Source organism: Actinomadura verrucosospora (assembly GCF_039540335.1).
GTDB lineage: Bacteria > Actinomycetota > Actinomycetes > Streptosporangiales > Streptosporangiaceae > Spirillospora > Spirillospora verrucosospora.
Genome location: NZ_BAABEV010000025.1, coordinates 80,230 through 100,130, shown reverse-complemented (window position 1 = coordinate 100,130; position 19,901 = coordinate 80,230). Strand labels below are relative to the sequence as shown.

At 72.8% G+C, this 19,901-nt stretch carries 10 protein-coding genes; 6 read left to right on the top strand and 4 right to left on the bottom strand.

All coding sequences use genetic code 11. The annotated features are described in order from the left end of the window. Positions 1-13 precede the first annotated feature (13 nt). Complete coding sequence (locus tag ABD944_RS25240; RefSeq protein ID WP_345180487.1) at positions 14-1,024, bottom strand: alpha/beta hydrolase; 1,011 nt, start codon at positions 1,022-1,024, stop codon at positions 14-16. 343 nt (positions 1,025-1,367) lie between these two features. Between ABD944_RS25240 and ABD944_RS25235 the strand changes: the two genes are divergently transcribed. After that, positions 1,368-1,730: a YkvA family protein gene (locus ABD944_RS25235; protein ID WP_089311049.1), complete on the top strand. Its 363-nt coding sequence runs from the start codon at positions 1,368-1,370 to the stop codon at positions 1,728-1,730. Positions 1,731-1,743: 13 nt separating this feature from the next. Here ABD944_RS25235 and ABD944_RS25230 read toward each other — a convergent pair whose 3' ends face one another. After that, entirely contained in the window at positions 1,744-2,493 is a 750-nt protein-coding gene (locus ABD944_RS25230; protein WP_345180452.1) for an IclR family transcriptional regulator, read from the bottom strand. A 1,811-nt stretch (positions 2,494-4,304) separates the two neighbouring features. Between ABD944_RS25230 and ABD944_RS25225 the strand changes: the two genes are divergently transcribed. The 4 genes from ABD944_RS25225 (at position 4,305) to ABD944_RS25210 (ending at position 9,753) form a co-directional block, all read left to right on the top strand. Further along, a complete protein-coding gene (locus ABD944_RS25225) occupies positions 4,305-4,478 on the top strand; it encodes a hypothetical protein (protein WP_345180450.1) in 174 nt (57 codons plus the stop codon). A gap of 156 nt (positions 4,479-4,634) precedes the next feature. Next, complete coding sequence (locus ABD944_RS25220) at positions 4,635-4,883, top strand: TFIIB-type zinc ribbon-containing protein (RefSeq protein WP_345180448.1); 249 nt, start codon at positions 4,635-4,637, stop codon at positions 4,881-4,883. Between the two features lie 271 nt (positions 4,884-5,154). After that, positions 5,155-6,951, top strand: a complete 1,797-nt coding sequence (locus ABD944_RS25215) for a fatty acyl-AMP ligase (RefSeq protein ID WP_345180445.1) — start codon at positions 5,155-5,157, stop codon at positions 6,949-6,951. A 63-nt stretch (positions 6,952-7,014) separates the two neighbouring features. Next, on the top strand, positions 7,015-9,753 hold the full coding sequence (locus ABD944_RS25210) for an MMPL family transporter (RefSeq protein WP_345180443.1): 2,739 nt from the start codon (positions 7,015-7,017) through the stop codon (positions 9,751-9,753). A gap of 10 nt (positions 9,754-9,763) precedes the next feature. Here the strand turns inward: ABD944_RS25210 and ABD944_RS25205 are convergent, their stop codons facing one another. Further along, positions 9,764-10,993, bottom strand: a complete 1,230-nt coding sequence (locus ABD944_RS25205) for a glycosyltransferase (protein ID WP_345180441.1) — start codon at positions 10,991-10,993, stop codon at positions 9,764-9,766. Between the two features lie 9 nt (positions 10,994-11,002). Beyond that, positions 11,003-13,042, bottom strand: a complete 2,040-nt coding sequence (locus ABD944_RS25200; RefSeq protein WP_378189785.1) for a DHA2 family efflux MFS transporter permease subunit — start codon at positions 13,040-13,042, stop codon at positions 11,003-11,005. A gap of 358 nt (positions 13,043-13,400) precedes the next feature. On the opposite strand from ABD944_RS25200, the gene ABD944_RS25195 reads away from it, so the two are divergent. Further along, positions 13,401-19,883: an SDR family NAD(P)-dependent oxidoreductase gene (locus tag ABD944_RS25195; protein ID WP_345180434.1), complete on the top strand. Its 6,483-nt coding sequence runs from the start codon at positions 13,401-13,403 to the stop codon at positions 19,881-19,883. Positions 19,884-19,901: the final 18 nt, after the last annotated feature.

The following is a 19,901-nucleotide window of genomic DNA, read 5'->3' as shown; positions in this document are numbered from 1 at the left end:
GCCCGCCGGGCGGTCACAGCCCGTGTCCCAGCCCGGCGCCCGTCCGGGCGTCCGGAACGTTCCCGGCGCCGGACGACCACGAACCGTGGCGCCGCTCCATCGGCTGCGTGTCGCCGTTCGCCTCGGCCGGTCCGCCGGCGGGCGCGGCCTGTGCGGCCTCGGCCGCCGCGGCCTGTGCGGCCTCGGCCGCCGCGGTCGTGAGCGTGGCGAGGCGGTCGCGGAACCAGTCGGTGAGGACGCCGTCGACCCGGACGGCCTCGGTGATCGGCGGGCGCGGCTCGGTGCCGGGCTCGGCGGCCAGCGCGTGCCCCATCCGGAACGTGGTGGACTCTGCCTGGCCGCCGTGCCTGCGCAGCTCGTCGCGGAGGGCCGTGATCTCCCGCGCGGGGACGACGCGGTCCCTGGCGCCGCCGACGAGCAGGACCGGGACGTCGCGTCCGGCGATGTCGGCGGCGAGCGCCCCGAGGTCGAGCCGGTCGGCGAGCGCGACGGCGCGCTCGCTCCAGGCGCGTTCCGAACCGGACCGCTTCTCCACCGCCCGCGCGGCCCGCGCCGGGGCGACGACGGGGGCGACCAGCGCGGCGGTGCTCACCGGGACCGCACCGTGCGCGACCGCGAGCAGGGCGGCCGCGGCGCCCGCGCTGAAGCCCGCGAGGCCGACCGGCCCGTCCGGGACGTCGAGGTCGCGGCGGATCTGCGCGAGCGCGTCGGGCAGCCGCCGGACGGCGTTCTCCAGGGCCGCGCCGTACGCCTCGATGCTCTCGGTCTCCAGGATCGCGCCGGAGCCGAGACCACCGGGCGAGCGGCCGGGCAGGTCGAGGTAGACGCGCCACACGGGCACGCCCGTCATCGGGATCGCCGTCGCCAGGGCGCTCGCAGTCCGGGGCGGGTCGAAGCCGGGCCAGGCCACGATGAGCCGGGTCGGGCCGGACGCGGTCGCGTCGACGGCCGTCGGGGGCAGCGCGACGTAGGCGTCGCCTGCCGCGGTGCCGTGGACGGGGCGGTTCGTATGGTCGCCGCTCATATCGGTACGTCAGCTCCTGCGATGCTCGACGGGCCATGCCGGTCGTGCCGGGCGGAGGCGGCGCTCCCCCCGGATCCCCCATGCTCGCAGCGCACGCCAGCCGACACGCCGCGAACCGCCGCACGCCGACCACGAGAGTGATGAACACCTCACCCGAGGTCACGCGGATGGGCGTGACCACCGGATTCGCTCGTCGACCCTTTCGCGGGGGCCGGAATGGTGCGGCTGTGACCCGCGCCTCATGATCGATCGAAGGGAACAAACCCGGCACTCGTCGCGTCCTAGTCGTACGTGGGCGTTGCGGGGGCGCGCCCTCACAGACGTTCCGATACAAGGAGTGCTGGTGGACAGGAAGCGCAGTGCGGCCGCCGCCGGGCAGGCCTGGCATATCTACCGCGAGACGCTCGAACCCGACGCACCGGGATTCTGGGAGCGCGTCCGCGCCGTCCCCAGGATGCTGAAGTCCGTCCTGCGCGGGCAGTACAAGGGCATGTCCTTCGGGACGCTCGGACTGCTCGCCCTGGGGCTCGTCTACATCATCTCCCCGATCGACGCCATTCCCGATGTCATCCCCGTCGTGGGCATCGCCGACGACACCGGCCTGGCCCTCTGGCTGGCCACCGTCCTGGTGAAGTCCGCGGGCGACTTCGTCGCCTGGGAGCGCGGCGGACGCCCCACCGTCATCGTCGGCGAGCCCGTCGACTGACGGGCGCACGACCTCAGGAAGTGGTCGGGCCGAGCTCCTTGGCGAACCGGTCGGCTGCGTCGCGCATGATGGGCACGACGCTCGGAACGGCCTCGTGCGTCATCCGTCCGGAAGGCCCCGACACCGAGATCGCCGTCAGCGTCGGCGCGCCTTGCAGCGCCACCGCGACGCAGCGGACCCCGATCTCCTGCTCCTCGTCGTCCAGCGCGTAGCCCTGCCGGCGGATCTGGTCCAGTTCCGCCAGCAGGGCTTCCGCGTCTGTGAAGGTGTTGGGCGTGTGCGCGTCCATGCCCGTCCGGGCGAGGATCTCGCGGACCCGCTGGTCGGGCAGTTGCGCCAGGAGCGCTTTCCCCACGCCCGTGCAGTGCGGCTGGACCCGCCGCCCCACCTCGGTGAACATCCGCATCGAGTGCTTGGACGGCACCTGCGCCACGTACACGGCCTCGTCCCCTTCCAGGACCGCCATGTTGGCCGTCTCCCCGACCTCCTCGACCAGCCGGGCCAGCACCGGGCGCGCCCACGTGCCGAGCAGGCGGCTCGCGCCCTCGCCGAGCCGGATGAGGCGCGGGCCCAGGGCGTAGCGCTTGGACGGCTCCTGCCGGACGTACCCCTGGTTGACCAGCGTCCGCATCAGCCGGTAGATCGTCGGCATCGGCAGCCCCGAGGCCTCCGTCAGCTCCGACAGCGCCATCTCCCCGCCCGCGTCCGCCAGATGCTCCAGCAGCTCGAACGCGCGGGCCAGCGACCGAACGCCCTCCGTCACCCGTGACTCCTCTCCTAGCGACCACCCGATTCTACGGAGATGCGATTTCACTGTGCGAAAGAGGGTGGGTCGGCGCGATGCGGCACGTTACTTCGGCGAGTGACCTGGCAATAACTCCTTGTGTCCGACATCGCGGCACCGCCCCCCGGGTGGCCGTGAGGAACCGCTAGGGGGAGCGTGTGCGAGGGGAGCGTCGTAGAGCCCGCTGGGGCGCGATCACGGTGAGCAGCGCGCTGGCCGCACCGCTCACGCTGTTGAGCCCCGCCGCTCAGGCGATACCGGAGGCGGCCCCGTCCAAGGTGAGGCTGCGCGTGTCCATGACACCCGGCGGCGTCACCATCCAGGGATCCGAATACACGCTGCCCTTCACCGTCCGGGTGCGCACCGAGGGCGGCGTAGCCCGCAACGTTGGCCTGCGTCTCACGGCTGACCGCCCGTTGTCCTGGACGAGCCGCACGCCCGATTGCTCGCCCCTTGGCTCCGGCCAGGGGCTGCGCTGCACACTGGGCGATGTGGGTTCGGGTGGGCGTCTGCGCAGCGGGACCGTCCGATTCCCAGAATCGATGGTGAAGGGACCGTCCGCGAAGCCGCTGAGCATCCTCGCCGTAGCGGACGCCTCCAACGCCCCACGCCGCTCGGCCCGCGCGGTCTTCGACTTCTCCAAAGCCGCCCGGAACGCGCTGAACGGCACGTCACCGGATCCGTCCACGGGTGATGAGCCCACGCCCTGCGCCGACGACAGGGCGAGCCGCGCAGCCAACTGGTGCCAGACGAAGCCGCCCCGCTGCGAGCAAAGCAACACCACCACGCCCCTCCAGTCATGCACGACGCCCTCTGGCAGCGATCCCATACCTGTCGCCAAGCAGAACCAAAGTCCGCAGCCTGGCGAGGACGGCGCGTCGACGCCTTGCGTTGCTGATGGCTCCGACAAGAGCGGCCGCCCGTGCAGCTCGGCAACGGGCGGGGAGCCCGTACCCGTTGCCAAGCCGAAGCAGAGTTCGCAGCCCGGTGTGGGTGGCGCGTCGGCGTCTTGCGTTGTTGGTGGCTCGGGCAAGAGCGGTGGGCCGTGTGTGTCGTCCAGTGGGGAGTCGACCCACGGTGTTAAGCCGAGTCCCAGTCGGAAGCCGACTCCGGGCAGTGCGCCTACGCGTAGTGCTAAGCCGACCCCGAAGGCCCATCCGCGCCCGGTGGGGCCGGGCGGGCCGTCTACGCCTTGTGTGGGTGGCAGCACGACGGTGAACGGGTGGCCGTGTCCGACGACGGTTGAGGGGAAGACGCCTCACAACGCTGTGCCGTCCCAGAGCGACAAGCCGCGCCAGAGCGCGAAGCCACCGGCTAGCGTCCTGCCACCTCACGGCGCGAAGCCGTCTCACAGCGCGAAGCCGTCTCACAGCGCGAAGCCGTCTGACGATGCGGAGCCGTCCGCAGGTGCGGAGCCGTCTGATGATGCGAAGCCATCCGAGGATGTGAAGCCGTCCGCAGGTGCGGAGCCGAGTGTTGGCAGCGAGCCGTCGCGCGGCCCGAAGTCTTCGCAGGGCGTTGAGCCGAGTGTGAGCGCCAAGCCGGGGGAGACCGGGGAGCCGGGCCAGGGCGGTGAGCCGCAGGCAGGTGCTCAGCCGGACGGGGGCGGTCTGCCTCCGGCAGCCGGGCCTGGTGTGGACGGGCCTGGGGCGCCGGGGATGGGGCAGCCGAGTGCCGGGGTTCCGGTTGCTCCGAACCTGCCCGGACAGGCGCCGTCGGCGCCCGTCGTCCTGCCGCCCGTGAAGCCTCCGAACCTGCCGCCGGTGGCCGACGCGAGTCATACGAGCCTGATGTCCCCGACCAGTGCGGAGGAGGGGGACGGGACCGACTGGGCGGTCGTCCTCGCCGTGGCCCTGGTGGCCGAGATCGGCCTTCTGTGGGGCGCGGCCTGCATCGTGGTGGCGCGGCGCCGGGGGGCGCTCAGCCGCGCCGAGTCCCGGGCAGAGCAGGACAGAACGGGCTGATGCCGACGAAGGGGTCGGGGCGAATCGATCGGCTGCGCACCCCGGTCCGGCGTCCGAATCGGCGGATGAGTGTCCTGGTATCGACCCGAAAAGGGCTCGGTGTCAGTATGCTGACCGGCAACGGTAAACGCGGGCGTGACGGACAGGGGATCCGGTATGTCAGACGCGACGCTGCAGTGCCCGAAGTGCGACTCCACGCTCGACACCCACGAACGCCACGGGGTCGTGATCGAGGAATGCCCGGGATGCAAGGGCGTCTTCCTCGACCGCGGCGAGCTGGAGCAGCTCATCGACGCGGAGAGCCGCTACCTCGCCGAACTCCCGGACGAGGTGAACCCGGAGACGACGTACCAGGGGCGGCACCGCCGGGGCATCATGCAGCAGATCTTCTCCGCCGGGCAGTAGTCCCGGGCACGGTCGGTGACCGGCCGGAAGCCCAGGTGTGAAAGGGGATTTCCTCTTGTCACGGGGATGACAAACCGTGCTTCGGCGAATGTGACCGCGAGCTAATATCGCCCACTGACTACCATCCGGTAGCTTTGTGATCATCGTCGGTCCCCCGGGGGCGTCCAGACAGAGTCGTCCGGCAGGCGCGGCGCACCTTCGCCGGCGGAGTGCGACCCCCTCACAGCACCGTCCACGGCCCCGTCCGGCCCGTCCCCTCGGGAGATGATCAATGGCATTGGGCTCGCTGCTTCCCGAACTCCTGCCCGGCGGCTCCGGCCGCACCCCGCTGATCGAGCGGGTCGCGCGGTGGGCGAGGGAGAAGCCGGACGCCCCGGCCTACACCTTCGTCGACTACTCGGCCGACCCGTCGGGCACGCACCTCACGCTGAGCTGGGCCGAGACCGACCGGCGGGCGCGCGCGACGGCGGTGGCGCTCCGGCAGGTCACCGGGCCCGGGGAGCGCGCCGCGCTGCTGCTGCCGCAGACGCTCGACTACATGATGACCATGCTCGGCGCCCTGTACGCGCACGTCATCGCCGTCCCGCTGTTCTCCCCCGACCTGCCGGGCCACGCCGACCGGCTGATCGGCGCCTACACCGACGCCGAGCCCGCGGTGATCGTCACGACGCGGAACGCGCTGCCGCACGTGGAGAAGTTCCTCGCCGACCACGACGTCCCGCAGCCGAAGGAGATCCTGTTCGCCGAGGAGGTCGACCTCGCCCTGGCCGACCGCTGGCGGGACGAGACGGTCGCGTTCGACGACGTCGCCTACCTGCAGTACACGTCGGGATCGACGCGCCGTCCGGCCGGGGTGGAGATCACCCACGGGAACGTGACGGCGAACGCCGCGCAGCTGTGGGCCGGGTGGGCGCCCGAGAAGCCGGATCCCGAGCTGGTGAGCTGGCTGCCGCTGTTCCACGACATGGGGCTGATCGCGACGATGGCGCTGCCGCTGGTGCGCGGCGACCACGCCATCTACACCGACCCCGTCTCGTTCATCATGAACCCGATGCGGTGGCTCCAGCTCATCGCGGAGCGCCCCGGCAAGAACGTCTACACCGCCGGGCCGAACTTCGCCTACGAGTACGTCGCGTCCATGGCCTCGCCGGAGAAGATCGCCGACCTGGACCTGTCCGGGCTGACGACCTGCCTGAACGGCGCGGAGCCGATCCGCACCTCGACGCTGTCGACGTTCGCCGACGCGCTGGCGCCGGCCGGGCTGCGTCCCGGCGCGCAGGCCCCGGGCTACGGGCTGGCCGAGGCGACCGTGTTCGTCACGGCCGCCGCCGAGGACGTCCCGCCGAAGATCATCTCCGTGGACCGGGAGGCGCTCACCCAGGGCGACCTGCGGCTCCGCGAGGACGGCGCGGAGGGGACGACCGCGCTGGTGTCGTGCGGGCGCCCGTGCGGGCAGATCGTCGCGATCGTCGACCCCGAGGCCCGCGTCGAGCAGCCGGACGGGCGGGTCGGCGAGATCTGGGTGCACGGCCCCAACACGGCGCCCGGCTACTGGCGCAACTCCGAGCGGAGCCAGGAGACGTTCGGCGGCGAGCTGTCCGAGCCCGGGAACCTGCCGTCCGGGCCGTGGATGAAGACCGGTGACTACGGGGTCGTCCACGAGGGCGAGCTCTATGTGACCGGCCGTATCAAGGACCTCATCATCGTGGACGGCCGCAACCACTACCCGCAGGACATCGAGGTCACCGCGCAGGAGGCCCACCCGGCGGTCCGCCCCGACCACGTGGCCGCGTTCGCGCTCACCGGGGAGGAGACCGAGCGGCTCGTGGTCGTCGCCGAGCGCAACCGCCGCGTCCCCCTCGGGCGGCTCGACGTGGACGAGGTGGAGTCGGCGGTCCGCGCGGCCGTCAACGTCGAGCACGAGATGAGCGTCCACGCGTTCGTGTTGATCGAACCGGGTGGCGTGTCGCGCACCTCCAGCGGGAAGATCGCACGGGCCGCGACCCGGCAGCGCTACCTGGACGGCGACCTGGCGACGACCGCGGAGCGCCTGGCGTCTCGCAGGTGACGACGGAACGGGCCGTGCGGGGGCGAGGGAGCCTCCGGGCGGCCGCGGCGAAACAGGAGGATCATGCTTTCGGGGCTGGGGCGTCTCATCCACCGGCGACGCTGGACCAGCCTCGTCCTGATCCTGATCATGACCGGGGTGGCGGGCGCCTGGGGACTCGGCGTGTTCGCCAAGTTCAAGGAGGGCGGCTTCGAGGACCCCGACGCGTCCTCGACGCTCGTCGCCAAGCTGGGCGCGACCTACTTCGGCAGCACCAACCCCGACGTCCTCGTCCTGTATTCGAGCGACACCATGACGGTGGACGACCCGCGCTTCGAGGCGAGCGTCGTCACCACCATCGCGCGGCTGCCCAAGGCCCGGGTCGACGAGATCATCTCCTACTGGTCGTTCAACGGCGAGGCCGCGCGCACGTTCGCCTCCCATGACCGGCACTCGACCTTCGTCGCGGTGAAACTGAAGGGCACGGAGGGCGCGGACAAGTTCGAGAACTACCACGCCGTCAAGGACAGCCTGGCCGCGCCGGGGCTCGACGTCCGGTACGGCGGCAGCGTCCCGCTGGGCGAGGAGTTCGGCCAGCAGGTCGTGGCCGACATCGTCCGCGCGGAGACCATCACCGCGCTGCCCCTGCTCATCCTGCTCGTCATCCTGTTCGGCGCCGTGACGGCCTCGGTCCTGCCCATCATCGTGGGCGTCTTCTCGACGGTCGGCGGGCTGGCCGTCCTGCACGTGGTGACGTACGCGGCGGACGTGACGTCCTTCGCTTTGGAAGTCGTCACGATGATGGGCGTCGGCCTGGCGATCGACTACTCCCTGTTCATCATCAGCCGTTTCCGTGAGGAACTTCAGCGCGGCATGACCGCGGAAGGCCTGCCACCGGGAAAGCCCTGGAAGCGAGAACGCGACAAGGCGGCGCGCAAGGCCGCCAAGGAGGCGCACAGGACGGCGCTCAAGCCCATCCGTGAGGCCGCGCTGGCCGCCACCATGGCGACCGCGGGCCGCACCATCATGGTCAGCGGCGTCACCGTCTCCGCGGCTCTCGCGGGCCTTCTGCTCTTCCCGCAGATGTTCCTCCGGACGATCGGGCTCGCCGGCATAGCCACCGTCATGGTCGCGGTGTTCGGAGCCACCGTCCTGCTGCCGACGCTCCTGGCTCTTCTAGGGCCGCGTGTCGAAGGCGGGCAGATGTGGTGGCGGCGCCCCAATGCCAAGCGCGCGCGGCGGGACCCGGAGAGCGGCTTCTGGTACCGGCTCGGCCACAGCGTGATGAAGCATCCGCTCCCGTACTTCGCGGTCGTGCTCGTCATCCTGGGCGTGATGTTCGTGCCGTTCCTCAACGTCCAGTTCGGCAGTGTGGACGCCCGTGTCCTTCCCAAGGACAGCCCCACCCGCGCCGTGGTGGAGACCATCAAGAGGGACTTCCCCAACGGAACCGTTGAGCCGATCGACGTGGTGGTGTCCGGAGACCTCATCCCGCGCGACTGGACGCCGTCCGGCAAGGGCGACCCCATCCCGCCCTACCTGGAGCAGTTCCGGAAGCAGCTCGCGTCCCTTCCCGGCGTCACCGAGGCCCAGTTCACGGGCTACTCCGGCTCGTACGGGGGCGTGCGCATCTCCGTCACGCACAAGTACGAGCCGATGGACCGGCACGCTCAGGACCTCGTCACCGAGATCCGCGCGATGAGCCTGACCAAGGACGGCTACCCGATGCACATCGACGTCGGGGGCAGCACGGCCGGCCAGATGGACCTGATGTCGAGCCTGATGAGATCCCTGCCGAAGATGGCGCTCGTCGTCGGGGTCGCCACGTTCCTCCTGCTGTTCATGTTCTTCGGCTCGATCGTCCTGCCGCTGAAGGCCATCGTCATGAACGTCCTGTCGATCGGCGCCTCGTTCGGCGCGATCGTCTGGGGCTTCCAGTACGGGCACCTCGCCGGGCTGCTGGACTTCACCCCCACCGGCGGGGTCGAGGCCACCAGCATGATCCTCATCCTCGCGGTCGTGTTCGGCCTGTCCATGGACTACGAGGTCTTCCTGCTGAGCCGGATCCGCGAGGAATGGGACCTCACGCACGACAACCGCGTCGCGGTCGCGTCCGGCATGCAGCACACGGGCGGCATCATCACCAGCGCCGCACTGCTCTTCCTCCTCGTCATCGCCGCGTTCAGCATGGCCGGGATCACCGTCGTGAAGCTGATCGGCGTCGGCATGTTCGTGGCCGTCGTCGTGGACGCCGCCCTCGTCCGCTCCCTCCTCGTCCCCGCCACGATGCGCTTCATGGGCGCGGCCAACTGGTGGCTGCCGGGCTTCCTCGCGGGCCTGCACGCTCGCATGGACCTGCGCGAACGCACCGTCCTCGTCCCGGACGGCGCCACCGTGGCCCCGCCCCGCCTCCCGGACGAGCAACCCTTCCCCTACGCCATCGACTGGGCGGAATCGACCCCGCGTCCCGCGCATGCCGTGCCGTCGAACGGAAAGGTCCGCCCGGACACCGTCGAGCCCGGCGCCCCTTCGAACGGGGCGCCCGCGGACGTGCCGCGCGCCCGTCAGCGAGTGGACGCGAACGCCGCGTTCCAGTCCGAACCGCAGCCGAACGCGGACGCGTCGCCGAAGCTGGTCTTCCAGTCGGCCGCCGACGGCGCGGGGCTCCGCCGGGCCCCCGAGCCCGAGGGCGCGCCCTGGGCGCCGTGGGCGGACGGCCCGCCGCAGCCGGTGCCGCGCCCCGCGCCGCGCACCCGGCGCGTGATCGTCCCCAACGCGGACGGCTCGGGCTGGCACTGGGGCGAGGAAGAAGACTCCTCCTGACACCCGCCCGTCACAGGAGCGAGTCGATGATCTCCTGGGCCCGTCCGATGCCGTCCTCGTCCCGGATGCGCCGCCCCGCCTCGCCCGCCCGGTCGGCCATCCCCTGGTCGCCGACCGCACGGCGGATCTTCCTGGCGAGCCGCGGGACGGTCATCGCGCGGAACGGCAGCGGGGCGGGCCCCGCCCCCAGCGCCGCGACGCGTTCGCCCCAGTACGGCTGGTCGCCGAAGAACGGGCACACCACGGTGGGCACACCCGCCCGCAGCCCCGCCGCCGTCGTGCCGGCGCCCCCGTGGTGCACGACCGCCGCCATGCGCGGGAACAGCCACGAGTGCGGCACGTCCCGGACGGCGAGCACGTCCTCGTCCGACGTCGCCGGGTCGCCCTGAACGATGCCGCGGACTCCGGCGAGCCTCAGGGCCGTCCGCACGGCCATCCCGGTCATCTCGGCGTCCTTCGGCACCATGCTCCCGAACCCGACGTACACCGGGGCGGGCCCCGCCGCCAGGAAATCCGCGAGGTCCGCGGGAGGCTCCCACTCCGGCTCGTCAAGGAACCAGTAGCCCGTCAGGTTCACGTTCGGCGCCCAGTCTCGGGGGCGCGGGACCACCACCGGACTGAAGCACGCGAGCACCGGGCCGCCGTCGGACCGCCGTCCCCGCAGCGGCAGCCGCGGCAACCCCAGCACCTCGTCCCGCCACGGGTTGATGAACGGGCGCGACAGCTGCCACGCGATCTGATCGACCGCGCGGAAGCTCGCCCGATTCGCCCACGGCCCGAGCATGCGCGCCTGCGGGACGAACGGGTGCGGGAACGCCCCAGTCGGCTCGCTCGGCTGGAAATGGACCAATGCCCACGGAACGCCGAGATGTTCGCCCAGGTGCCGGGGAAGGAATCCGAGTGTGGGTCCCAGAATCAGATCCGCGCCTTTACAGGCGTCCGAACACTCCGACAGCAACCGTTCGGCCATCGGCCCGAGGATCCGCCGGAAGCCGCCGAGGAACTTCACCGGATTCCGGCCCCCGGCCAGCAACTCCTGCCCGGCGTCCGATTCGAGGATCTCCGTCGGATCCGCCGTGAGCGGCGCGAGCTCCAGCCCCGCCGCGACGACCATCGGCGCGTACCGCGCACTCGCCACCAGCCGCACCTCGTCCCCCCGCGCCCGCAGCGCCCGCCCCAGCGCCACGCAGGGCTGGATGTCCCCCCGCGACCCCGCCGCGAAGATCACGATCCGGCTCACGTCCACCTCCTACCAGGCGTCACTGCGCGGGACGATGCGAGGCTCCTCCACCGGCTCCGCCTCGGGCACATAGGGCTCGTACCACCCCTCCGGCGGCGCCGGACGCTCCCCGTCGTCGTCGAGGTCGGCCCGCACACCGGGCTCTCTCGGGCCTTCGTCCGGCAGGGTTTTCGCGTCTTCGGCCGGGAGTTCTTCCGGGAGCTCCGTCAGGGTGCCTTCGATCGGCGTTGCCCCTTCGTGCGCGGCAGGTGGTCCGGCGATCTCGCTGGCGCTCGGTGGGGGTTCTGGGGGCGTCCAGGGGGAGGTGTCGCCGGGCCCCTCTTCGGCTGCGCCCTGTTCGCCGGGCAAGGGGAACGCCTCGGTCGCCGGTGGCGGAACTCGTGCGGGGGCCTCTGCCGATGGTTCGGACGCGGGAGCGCCGGGCGGCGGCTCGGCGGTGGGCCAGTCCTTCCAGGGGTTGGCAGCGGGAGGAGGCGGAGGCCAGGGGGTTTCGGCTGCCCAGGTGGAGGTGTCGTCCCGGGGCTTCGGATCGGTGTCGGTCCACCAGTGGGGGCCCGGCGTGGGTTCGGGCATGGGGTCTTCCTCCCAGGTGAGGGGGAGTGGGAGGGGCTCGCCCGGAGGTGCGGCGACGGCGACCGGGGCGGTCAGCGCGGGGACGGGGTCGCGGGGGGACGGGTCGGAGCCGCGGGGCGCGGGTTCGACGAGGGGTGAGGACTTGCCGTGCTTGGGCCCCAGCCAGCCGCGGCGGCTGGGGAGGGTGAGGCCGCTGATCAGACCGCCGACGAGGACCAGGACGGCGCCGAGGATGAGGCCGGAGGCGGTGCCGCTGCGGAACGTCTCCAGCTCGGCGGCGCTCGCCCCCTCCGCGGGGACGTGGTGGACGAGCAGGCCGATGATGGCGATGCCGAAGGCGCCCGACGCCTCGCGGATGACGTTGATGATGCCGCTCGCGACGCCCGCCTGCTGCTCCGGGACGGCCTTAAGGACGTACATGACGAGCGGCATGCCCATCGCGGCGCCGACGCCGACGATCATGACGCCGGGCATGAGGTCGGCGTAGCCGTCCCCCTGCTGGATGGTGGAGAACAGGAACATGCCGAAGGCCATGAGGGCGAGGCCGCCGCCGATGGCGGGGCGGGGGCCGAGCTTGGCGGCCAGCCAGAACGCGACGGGCGTCATGACCATGATGGCGATGGACGGCGGCAGCATCACCAGGCCCGCCTGGGGCGGGGAGAAGCCGAGGAAGCGCTGCAGGAACGTCGCCGAATAGAAGATCATCCCGTTGAAGCCGATGCCGTAGAGCATCTGCGAGAGCAGGCCGCCCGCGAAGACCCGGTTGCGGAAGAACCGCAGATTGATCATCGGGTCGGGGGCCCAGCTCTCCACCAGGACGAAGCAGGCCAGGGCGATGAACGCGAGGGCGAACACGCTGAGGACGGACGGGTCGGCCCAGCCGTGCTTGTTGCCCGACTCCAGCCCGTAGGTGAAGGCGAACAGCATCGTGGCGGAGATGAGGACGCCGGGCAGGTCGACCCGGGCGTCGCGGTTCTCGCCCTTGCCGGTCAGGACGACCAGGCCGAGCAGGATGACCAGCACGCCGGGGACGATGTTGATCAGGAAGATCCAGCCCCAGCTCCACTGCTGGACGATGAAGCCGCCGATGGTGGGGCCGAGGGCGGTGGCGCTGGAGCCGGCGCCGACCCAGACGATCGTGCCGAGAGAGCGCTGCTTGTCGGTGCGTCCGACGGTGACCATCACCTGGGTGGCGGGGAGGGCCAGGGCGGCGCCGGCGCCCTGCGCGACGCGGGCGAGGATGAGGGTCGCCGAGTCGGGGGCGAGGCCGCAGACGGCGGACGCGGCGGTGAAGACGACCATCCCGGACACGAAGGTGACGCGGCAGCCGAAGACGTCGGTGAGCCGCCCGCCCGCCACCATCAGGCAGGAGAACATCAGGATGTAGCCGGTGGCGACCCAGTCCTTGGCCGAGTTGGACATGTCGAGGTCGCTCATGATGGTGGGCAGCGCGTTCGCGACCACCGTGTTGTCCATGGTGATCATGAATGCGCTGACGGCCACCACCGCCAGCGCCCATCGGTATCGGCCGCGGGTCAACAGTCCGTACGGCGTGAACTCCCGCACCGGCCGCGGAAATCCGCCGCTTCCCCCTAAAAACAGTCGTCGCTATTGTTACTATTGGTTGGCGCTTCGTTACTCGGCCCTGACTCCAGGCCGCGGTACCACAACTATCCCATCAGGCCACATTGGTTACTGCCGAGTCTTGTCATCACCGTGACAAGACGTGGGGGAGAAAAGTGGTCTGGGTGCGCATCGTGAGTCGGTCATCGTGAGACAAAGTGGTCCCTCCGCTTCGACGAACGATCCCGGTTTCATGGGGGGAACGCACCGCATGCAGAGCAACGATCGTTCCGGAGCCGCGCGGGAGAACGCGCAGGACGAGACACGGATCAGCGAGGATTCGGTCCGCCGGCACCTGATCGAGCAGATCGCGCGCCGCTCCAGGACCACCGCCGCCGAAGTCGACCCCGACCGGCCGCTGGAGGAGTTCGGTCTGGCCTCCAGGGACGCGGTCGCGATCGCCGGCGAGCTCGAGCAGATGCTCGGGCGAGCCCTCCCCGCCACCCTCGTCTGGGAACACCCGACGATCAACAAGCTCTCCGTCGCGCTGGCCGGCGGGACCCCCGCGCAGACCCCGGCGCCGGAGCCGGCCGCGAGGCGGGCCGCGAGCGATGAGCCCATCGCCGTCGTCGGCGCCGGGCTGCGCTTCCCCGGCGGCGGCCGCGACCTGACCGGGCCGGACGACTACTGGCGCTTCCTGACCGGGCGCGGCGACGCGATCCGCGAGGTGCCGGACGGCCGGTGGGACGCGTTCGACGACGGCTCCCCCGAGGTCGGCGACCTGCTCGACCGCACGACGCGGCTCGGCGGGTTCCTGCGCGACGTCGCCGGGTTCGACGCGCAGTTCTTCGGCATCACCCCGCGCGAGGCCGCGGTCATGGACCCGCAGCAGCGGCTCGTCCTCGAAGTGGCGTGGGAGGCGTTCGAGCACGCGGGCATCGGCCCGGCGTCGCTGCGCGGCAGCCGCACGGGTGTGTTCGTCGGCGTGTCGGCGCCGGAGTACGCCGCGTTCACCGCGTCCGACCTGGCCTCGCTCGAACCGTTCACGGCGACGGGCGCGTCGCTCGGCATCATCGCGGGCCGGCTGTCGTACCTGCTCGACCTGCGCGGCCCCAGCATGATCGTCGACACGGCCTGCTCGTCGTCGCTGGTCTCGGTGCATCTCGCCGCGCAGGCGCTGCGCGGCGGCGAGGCCGACGTCGCGCTGGCCGGGGGCGTGAACCTGCTGCTGTCGCCGACCGTCACGATGACGTTCGACCTCGCCGGCGGGACGGCGGCGGACGGGCGCTGCAAGGCGTTCGACGCCTCCGCCGACGGCATGGTCCGCGCGGAGGGCTGCGGTGCCGTCGTCCTGAAGCGGCTGTCGGACGCGGAGCGGGACGGCGACCGGATCCTCGCCGTGATCCGCGGCTCCGGCGTCAACTCCGACGGGCGCTCGAACGGCCTCGTCGCCCCCAACTCCGACGCGCAGCGCTCCCTGCTGCGGGACGTCTACGCGAGCGCGGGCGTCGACACGCGAGAGGTCGACTACGTCGAGGCCCATGGAACGGGGACGTTCCTGGGCGACCCCATCGAGGCCAAGGCGGTCGGAGAGGTCCTCGGCGCGGGCCGCGGCCCCGGAGAGCCGCTGCTGCTCGGCTCCGCGAAGTCCAATCTCGGGCACATGGAGTCCGCGGCGGGCATAGCGGGCCTCATCAAGACGGTCCTCGCGCTGCACCACCGGGTCATCCCGCCCAGCGCGCACTACAAGGAGCCCAACCCGCACATCCCGTTCGACGAGCTGCGCCTGGCGGTCGTCGCCGAGGAGACGCCGTGGCCCGACCGGGGGCGGCCCGCACGGGCGGGCGTGTCCGGGTTCGGCTTCGGCGGGACGAACGCGCACGTCATCCTGGAAGAGGCTCCCGCGCAGGAGACGACCGTCCAACCGGCCGTGGTCAGGACGTTCCCCCTGTCCGACACCAGCGACGACCGCATCCGCGACCACGCGGCCCTGCTGGCCGAGTGGCTCCCGAACCAGGACGTGAAGCTCGCTGACGTCGCCCGCACCCTGCACCGGCGCGCCGGCCGCGGACGGGCCCGCGCCGCCGTCGCCGCCAGAGACCGCGCAGGGCTCGTCGAAGGGCTGACCGCCCTGGCCGAAGGGCGTCCCCACCCGGGCGTGGTGACGGGGACGGCGCTCGGCGCGCCCGGCCGTCCCGTCTGGGTGTTCTCCGGGTACGGGGCGCAGCGCGCGGGCATGGCGCAGCGGCTCCTGGAGGAGGAGCCCGCGTTCGCCGAGGCCATCGACGACCTGGACGGCCTGTTCGCCGAGGAGGGCGGCCCCGACCTGTGGTCGCTCCTCGAAGAGGGCCGCAAACCGGACGGCCCGGCCGACACGATGCCGGTCCTGTTCGCGATCCAGATCGCCCTCGCCCGCATGTGGCGGGCGTACGGAGTCACGCCCGGCGCGGTGGTCGGTCACTCGATGGGCGAGGTCGCCGCGGCCGTCGTCGCGGGCGCGCTCACCCTGGAGGACGGCGTCCGCGTCATCTGCCGCAGGTCGCGCCTGCTGACGCGGCTCGTCGGCGGCGGCGCGATGGCGGTCCTCGGCGCGTCCGCCGCGGAGGTCGCGCGGCTCGGCGAGGGGCTTCCCGAGGTCTACGCGGCCGTGCACTCCTCGCCGAGGCAGACCGTGGTCACCGGCGACGCCGGACAGGTCGCCGAGATCGTCGAGCGGGCCGAGGCCGAGGGCCGGCTCGCCCGGATGGTGCAGGCCGAGGGCGCCGGCCACTCGCCGCAGGTCGACCCGCTCCTGCCCGAGCTGCGCGAACTCCTCGCCGGCGTGGGGGCCGAGCGGGGCACCCCGCTCGCCGAGGGCATCAGGCTCTACACCACGGCCCAGGACGATCCCCGCGCGTACCTCGACTCCGCGTCCGCCCTCGGCGTCGACCACTGGGCGGCGAACCTGCGGAACGCGGTGCGGCTCACGGACGCGGTCGCGGCCGCCGCCGAGGACGGCTTCCGGACGTTCGTCGAGGTCAACGCGCACCCGATCCTGGCGCACGCGGTGGGCGAGACCCTGGAGGGGACGGGCGCGCTCGTCACCCACACGCTCAGGCGGGCGCCGAAGGGCCAGGAGACCGACGACACGCTGACGTTCCACGCGCAGCTCGCCACCCTGGCCGCGCACGGGCACACGATCGGCAGGCCCGTGGACGGGCGGATCGTCGACGTCCCGCAGTCGCCGTGGCGGCACGAGCGGCACTGGGTCGACCTGTCGGCGAGCACGTCGGGCAGGCGCGACGAGCACCCCCTCCTGGGGGCGCATGTGGAGCTTCCCGGCGAAGACCGGCACGCCTGGCGCGCCGACGTGGGGCTCGCCGCGCAGCCGTGGCTGCGCGGCGCGGCCGGCGCTCAGGCGGGGGCCCGTGCCCTGCCGGTCGCGGCGTTCGCGGAGATGGCGCTCGCCGCCGGCGCGGCCGCGCTCGGCACCGAGGACGTCCGTGTCAACAGCCTGTGGATGGAGCGGCCGCTCGCGCTCGCCGACCACGCGACCGTGACGACGACGTTCACCGAGGCGGAGCAGCGGGTGGAGATCCACGCGCTGACCCCGGCGGGCACGTGGGCGCGGCTGGCCAGCGCGGACGTCGGAGAGGACCGCCGTCCCCCCGCCGCGTCCGGGCCGGGCGCGGCCACCGAGGTCGCCGCCGCCGAGCGCGGCAGCCGCCACTACCGGCTGCACCCCGAGGTCTTCGACCGCTGCCTGGCCGTGCTGTCGGACGAGGCGGCGGGCGGCGACGGCGGCGTGTGGCAGGCCGAGACGATCGGCAGCCTCCGCGTGTTCGGCCCGACGCACCGCGGCGGCCACGTCCAGGCGAGGGTCGTCCGGGGCGAGGAGGGCGTGACGGGCTCGGTCGCGCTCCTGGCGGCGGACGGCCAGGTCCTCGCCGAGGCGACCGGCATCGTGCTCCGCCGGGTCGAGCGCCACGACATCCCCGTCCCGCTCGCCGACAAGCTGGTCGAACTCGTCTGGGACGAGACGCCCCTCCCGGAGGGCGCCGAGCCGTCCGAAGGCGGCACCTGGCTGGTGCTGGCCGACGAGGACGACGCGCTGGGCACCGCGGCGGCCGCCGGGCTGGAGGAGCGCGGGAGGCGCGTCATCCGGCACCGGCCGACGAACCGGCCGCCGGACGACCATCCGGCCATGGCCGAGCCGGTCGAGGGCGTCGTGCTGGTCCCGCCCGCCGATCTCGTGGACGAGGGACTCGTCCTCGCCGTCGCCGGGGTGAGCCGCTCGCTGCCCGACGGCCCCCGCCTCTACATCGCGACCCGCTCCGCGCTGCCCCTGGCAGGGGAGGGCGTGCCCGGCCACGGGTTCGTCAGCGCGCTCACCAGGGTTCTGGCATTCGAACGCACCGTCCAGCGCGCCACCCATGTGGACGTCGACCGTCCCGCCGATCTGGTCGCGGAACTGCTCGCGGGCGACGACGCGCGGGAGGTCGCCTGGCGCGCCGGCACCCGGCACGTGGCGCGCCTCGCGCAGGCCGTCCTGCCGGAGACGCCGGCCAGGAAGAAGCGCGCCGTCCGGCGCGGCGGCGCGTACGTCATCACCGGCGGGTACGGCGGGATCGGCCTGGTCACCGCGCGGCTGCTGGCCGAACGGGGCGCCGGGCGCATCGTCCTGTCCGGGCGCGGCGGCCCCGACGCCGACGCCGAGAAGGTGATCGCCCGCCTGCGCGAGGACGGCGTCGACGTCGGCGTCGTGCTCGGTGACATCGCCCGGCCCGGCACGGCCGAACGCCTGGTCGCGGTCGCCCAGGAGGGCGGCGCCAGGCTGTGCGGGGTGGTGCACGGCGCCGGAGCGATCGACGACCGGCTGATCGCCGACCTCGGCCCGGAGGATCTCCACAGGGTGTGGACGGCGAAGGTCGAGGGCGCCCGGCGGCTCAGCGAGGCCACCTGGGACCTCGACCTCGACTGGCTCGTCACGCACTCCTCGGCGGCCGCGCTGCTCGGCTCGCCGGGGCAGGCCGCCTACGCCGCCGCGAACGCCGCGACCGACGCGCTCATGGCGTACCGGCGCGCGAACGGCCGCCCCGGGACCACCATCAACTGGGGCACGTGGTCGCGGGTCGGCGGGGCCGCCGAGACGTCGGTCGCCGTCATCGACCCGATCAGCCCGGCGGAGGGCGCGGAGGCGCTGGAGGCCCTCCTCGTGCACGGCAGGGCGGCGACGGGCGTGCTGCGCTTCGACCCCGCCACCGCCGTCGGCCTGTTCCCGGAGATCCGGAACATGCCCTACTTCGCCGCGCTCACCGAGGCGGCCGACGAGCTGGGCGCGGGCGACGCCGGTGACTGGCCCGGCGTGGAGGCGCTCGGGGAGCTCGATCCGGCCACCGCCCGCAAGATGATCGCCGCTCAGGTCAGGCACCGGATCGCGGCCGTGCTCGGCTTCGACCCCGAGCGCCTCGACCCGTCCGTCCCGCTCACCGACCTCGGCCTCGACTCCCTCGTCGCGGTCCGGATCAAGAGCGGCGTCGAGCACGACCTCGGGCTGACCGTCCCGGCGTCGGTGCTGCTCCAGGGCGCCAGCGTGAACGTCTTCGAGGAGTGGGCGGCCCGCGAGCTCGGCCTCGCCGACGCCGGCGCCCCCGCCCCCGCGGCGGTGTCGAACGCCGAGCCCGGGTACGTCATGCCGCGCGACGCCGCCGAGCGCCTCGCCGTCCGCATCTTCGAGGACGTCCTCGGCCTCGACCGCGTCGGCGTCACCGCCGACTTCTTCGCCGACCTCGGCGGCCGGGACCGCGACGCCGACCGGGTCGTCGCCCTCGTCGCGCGGGAGGTCGGCGGCGAGGTCACCCGCGGGGAGCTGTTCGAGACGCCGACGGCGCAGAACGTCGCCGAGTACCTCAGGGCGGCCGACGAGGAGGCGGCGCGGCAGACCGTCCGGCCGCTCAGATCCTCCGGGGACCGGCGTCCGATCTTCATCGCGCACCCGGCCGGCGGCACCACCGCCTGCTACCGCCAGCTCGTCGACCTGCTCGGCGACGACCAGCCGGTGTACGGGCTGGAGCGGTTCGAGGACGCGCCGCCCGTCGAGGAGCGCGCCGCCCGCTACGTCCGGCAGCTGGTGGAGGCGCAGCCCGAGGGCGCGTTCCGGCTCGGCGGCTGGTCGTTCGGCGGCGTCCTCGCCTACGAGACCGCCCGGCAGCTGGCGCGGGCGGGCCGCGAGGTCGAGTTCGTCGCGCTGTTCGACGCGGGCCTCCCGCTCGCGGTGGACGACGAGTCCGACACGCTCGCCCGGCGCTTCTCCGCGTTCGCCGACTACATCAACGAGACCTACGGCCTGGAGGTCGCCCTCACCTACGAGGAGCTGTCCGGGCTGGACGAGGAGTCGCAGTTCGCGCTGGTCATGGAGCGTGCGGCGCCGCTGGTCGACCACATCCCCCCGGCGGCGCTCACCCACCAGCTCACGTCCCACCAGGACACCCGTTCCCTGGAGGCGTACAAGCCGGAGCCCTACGACGGGCACGTCATCCTGTACCACGCGCCCGAGGAGACCCCCTGGGCCGTGCGGGACGCACGCTACGTGCTCGACGGGACCAACGGTTTCGGCGGGCTCTGCGCCGACCTGGAGATCGTCACGATCCCCGGCGCGCACCATCTCAACCTGCTCGACCCGCCCGGTGTGGGCGTTCTCGCCGCGCACCTGGAGGCCATGCTCGCGGGACGGCGGGAGAGCGACGCCGTCCCCGCGCCGATCACGGCCCGCTGAGGGCCGCCCCCCGAACCC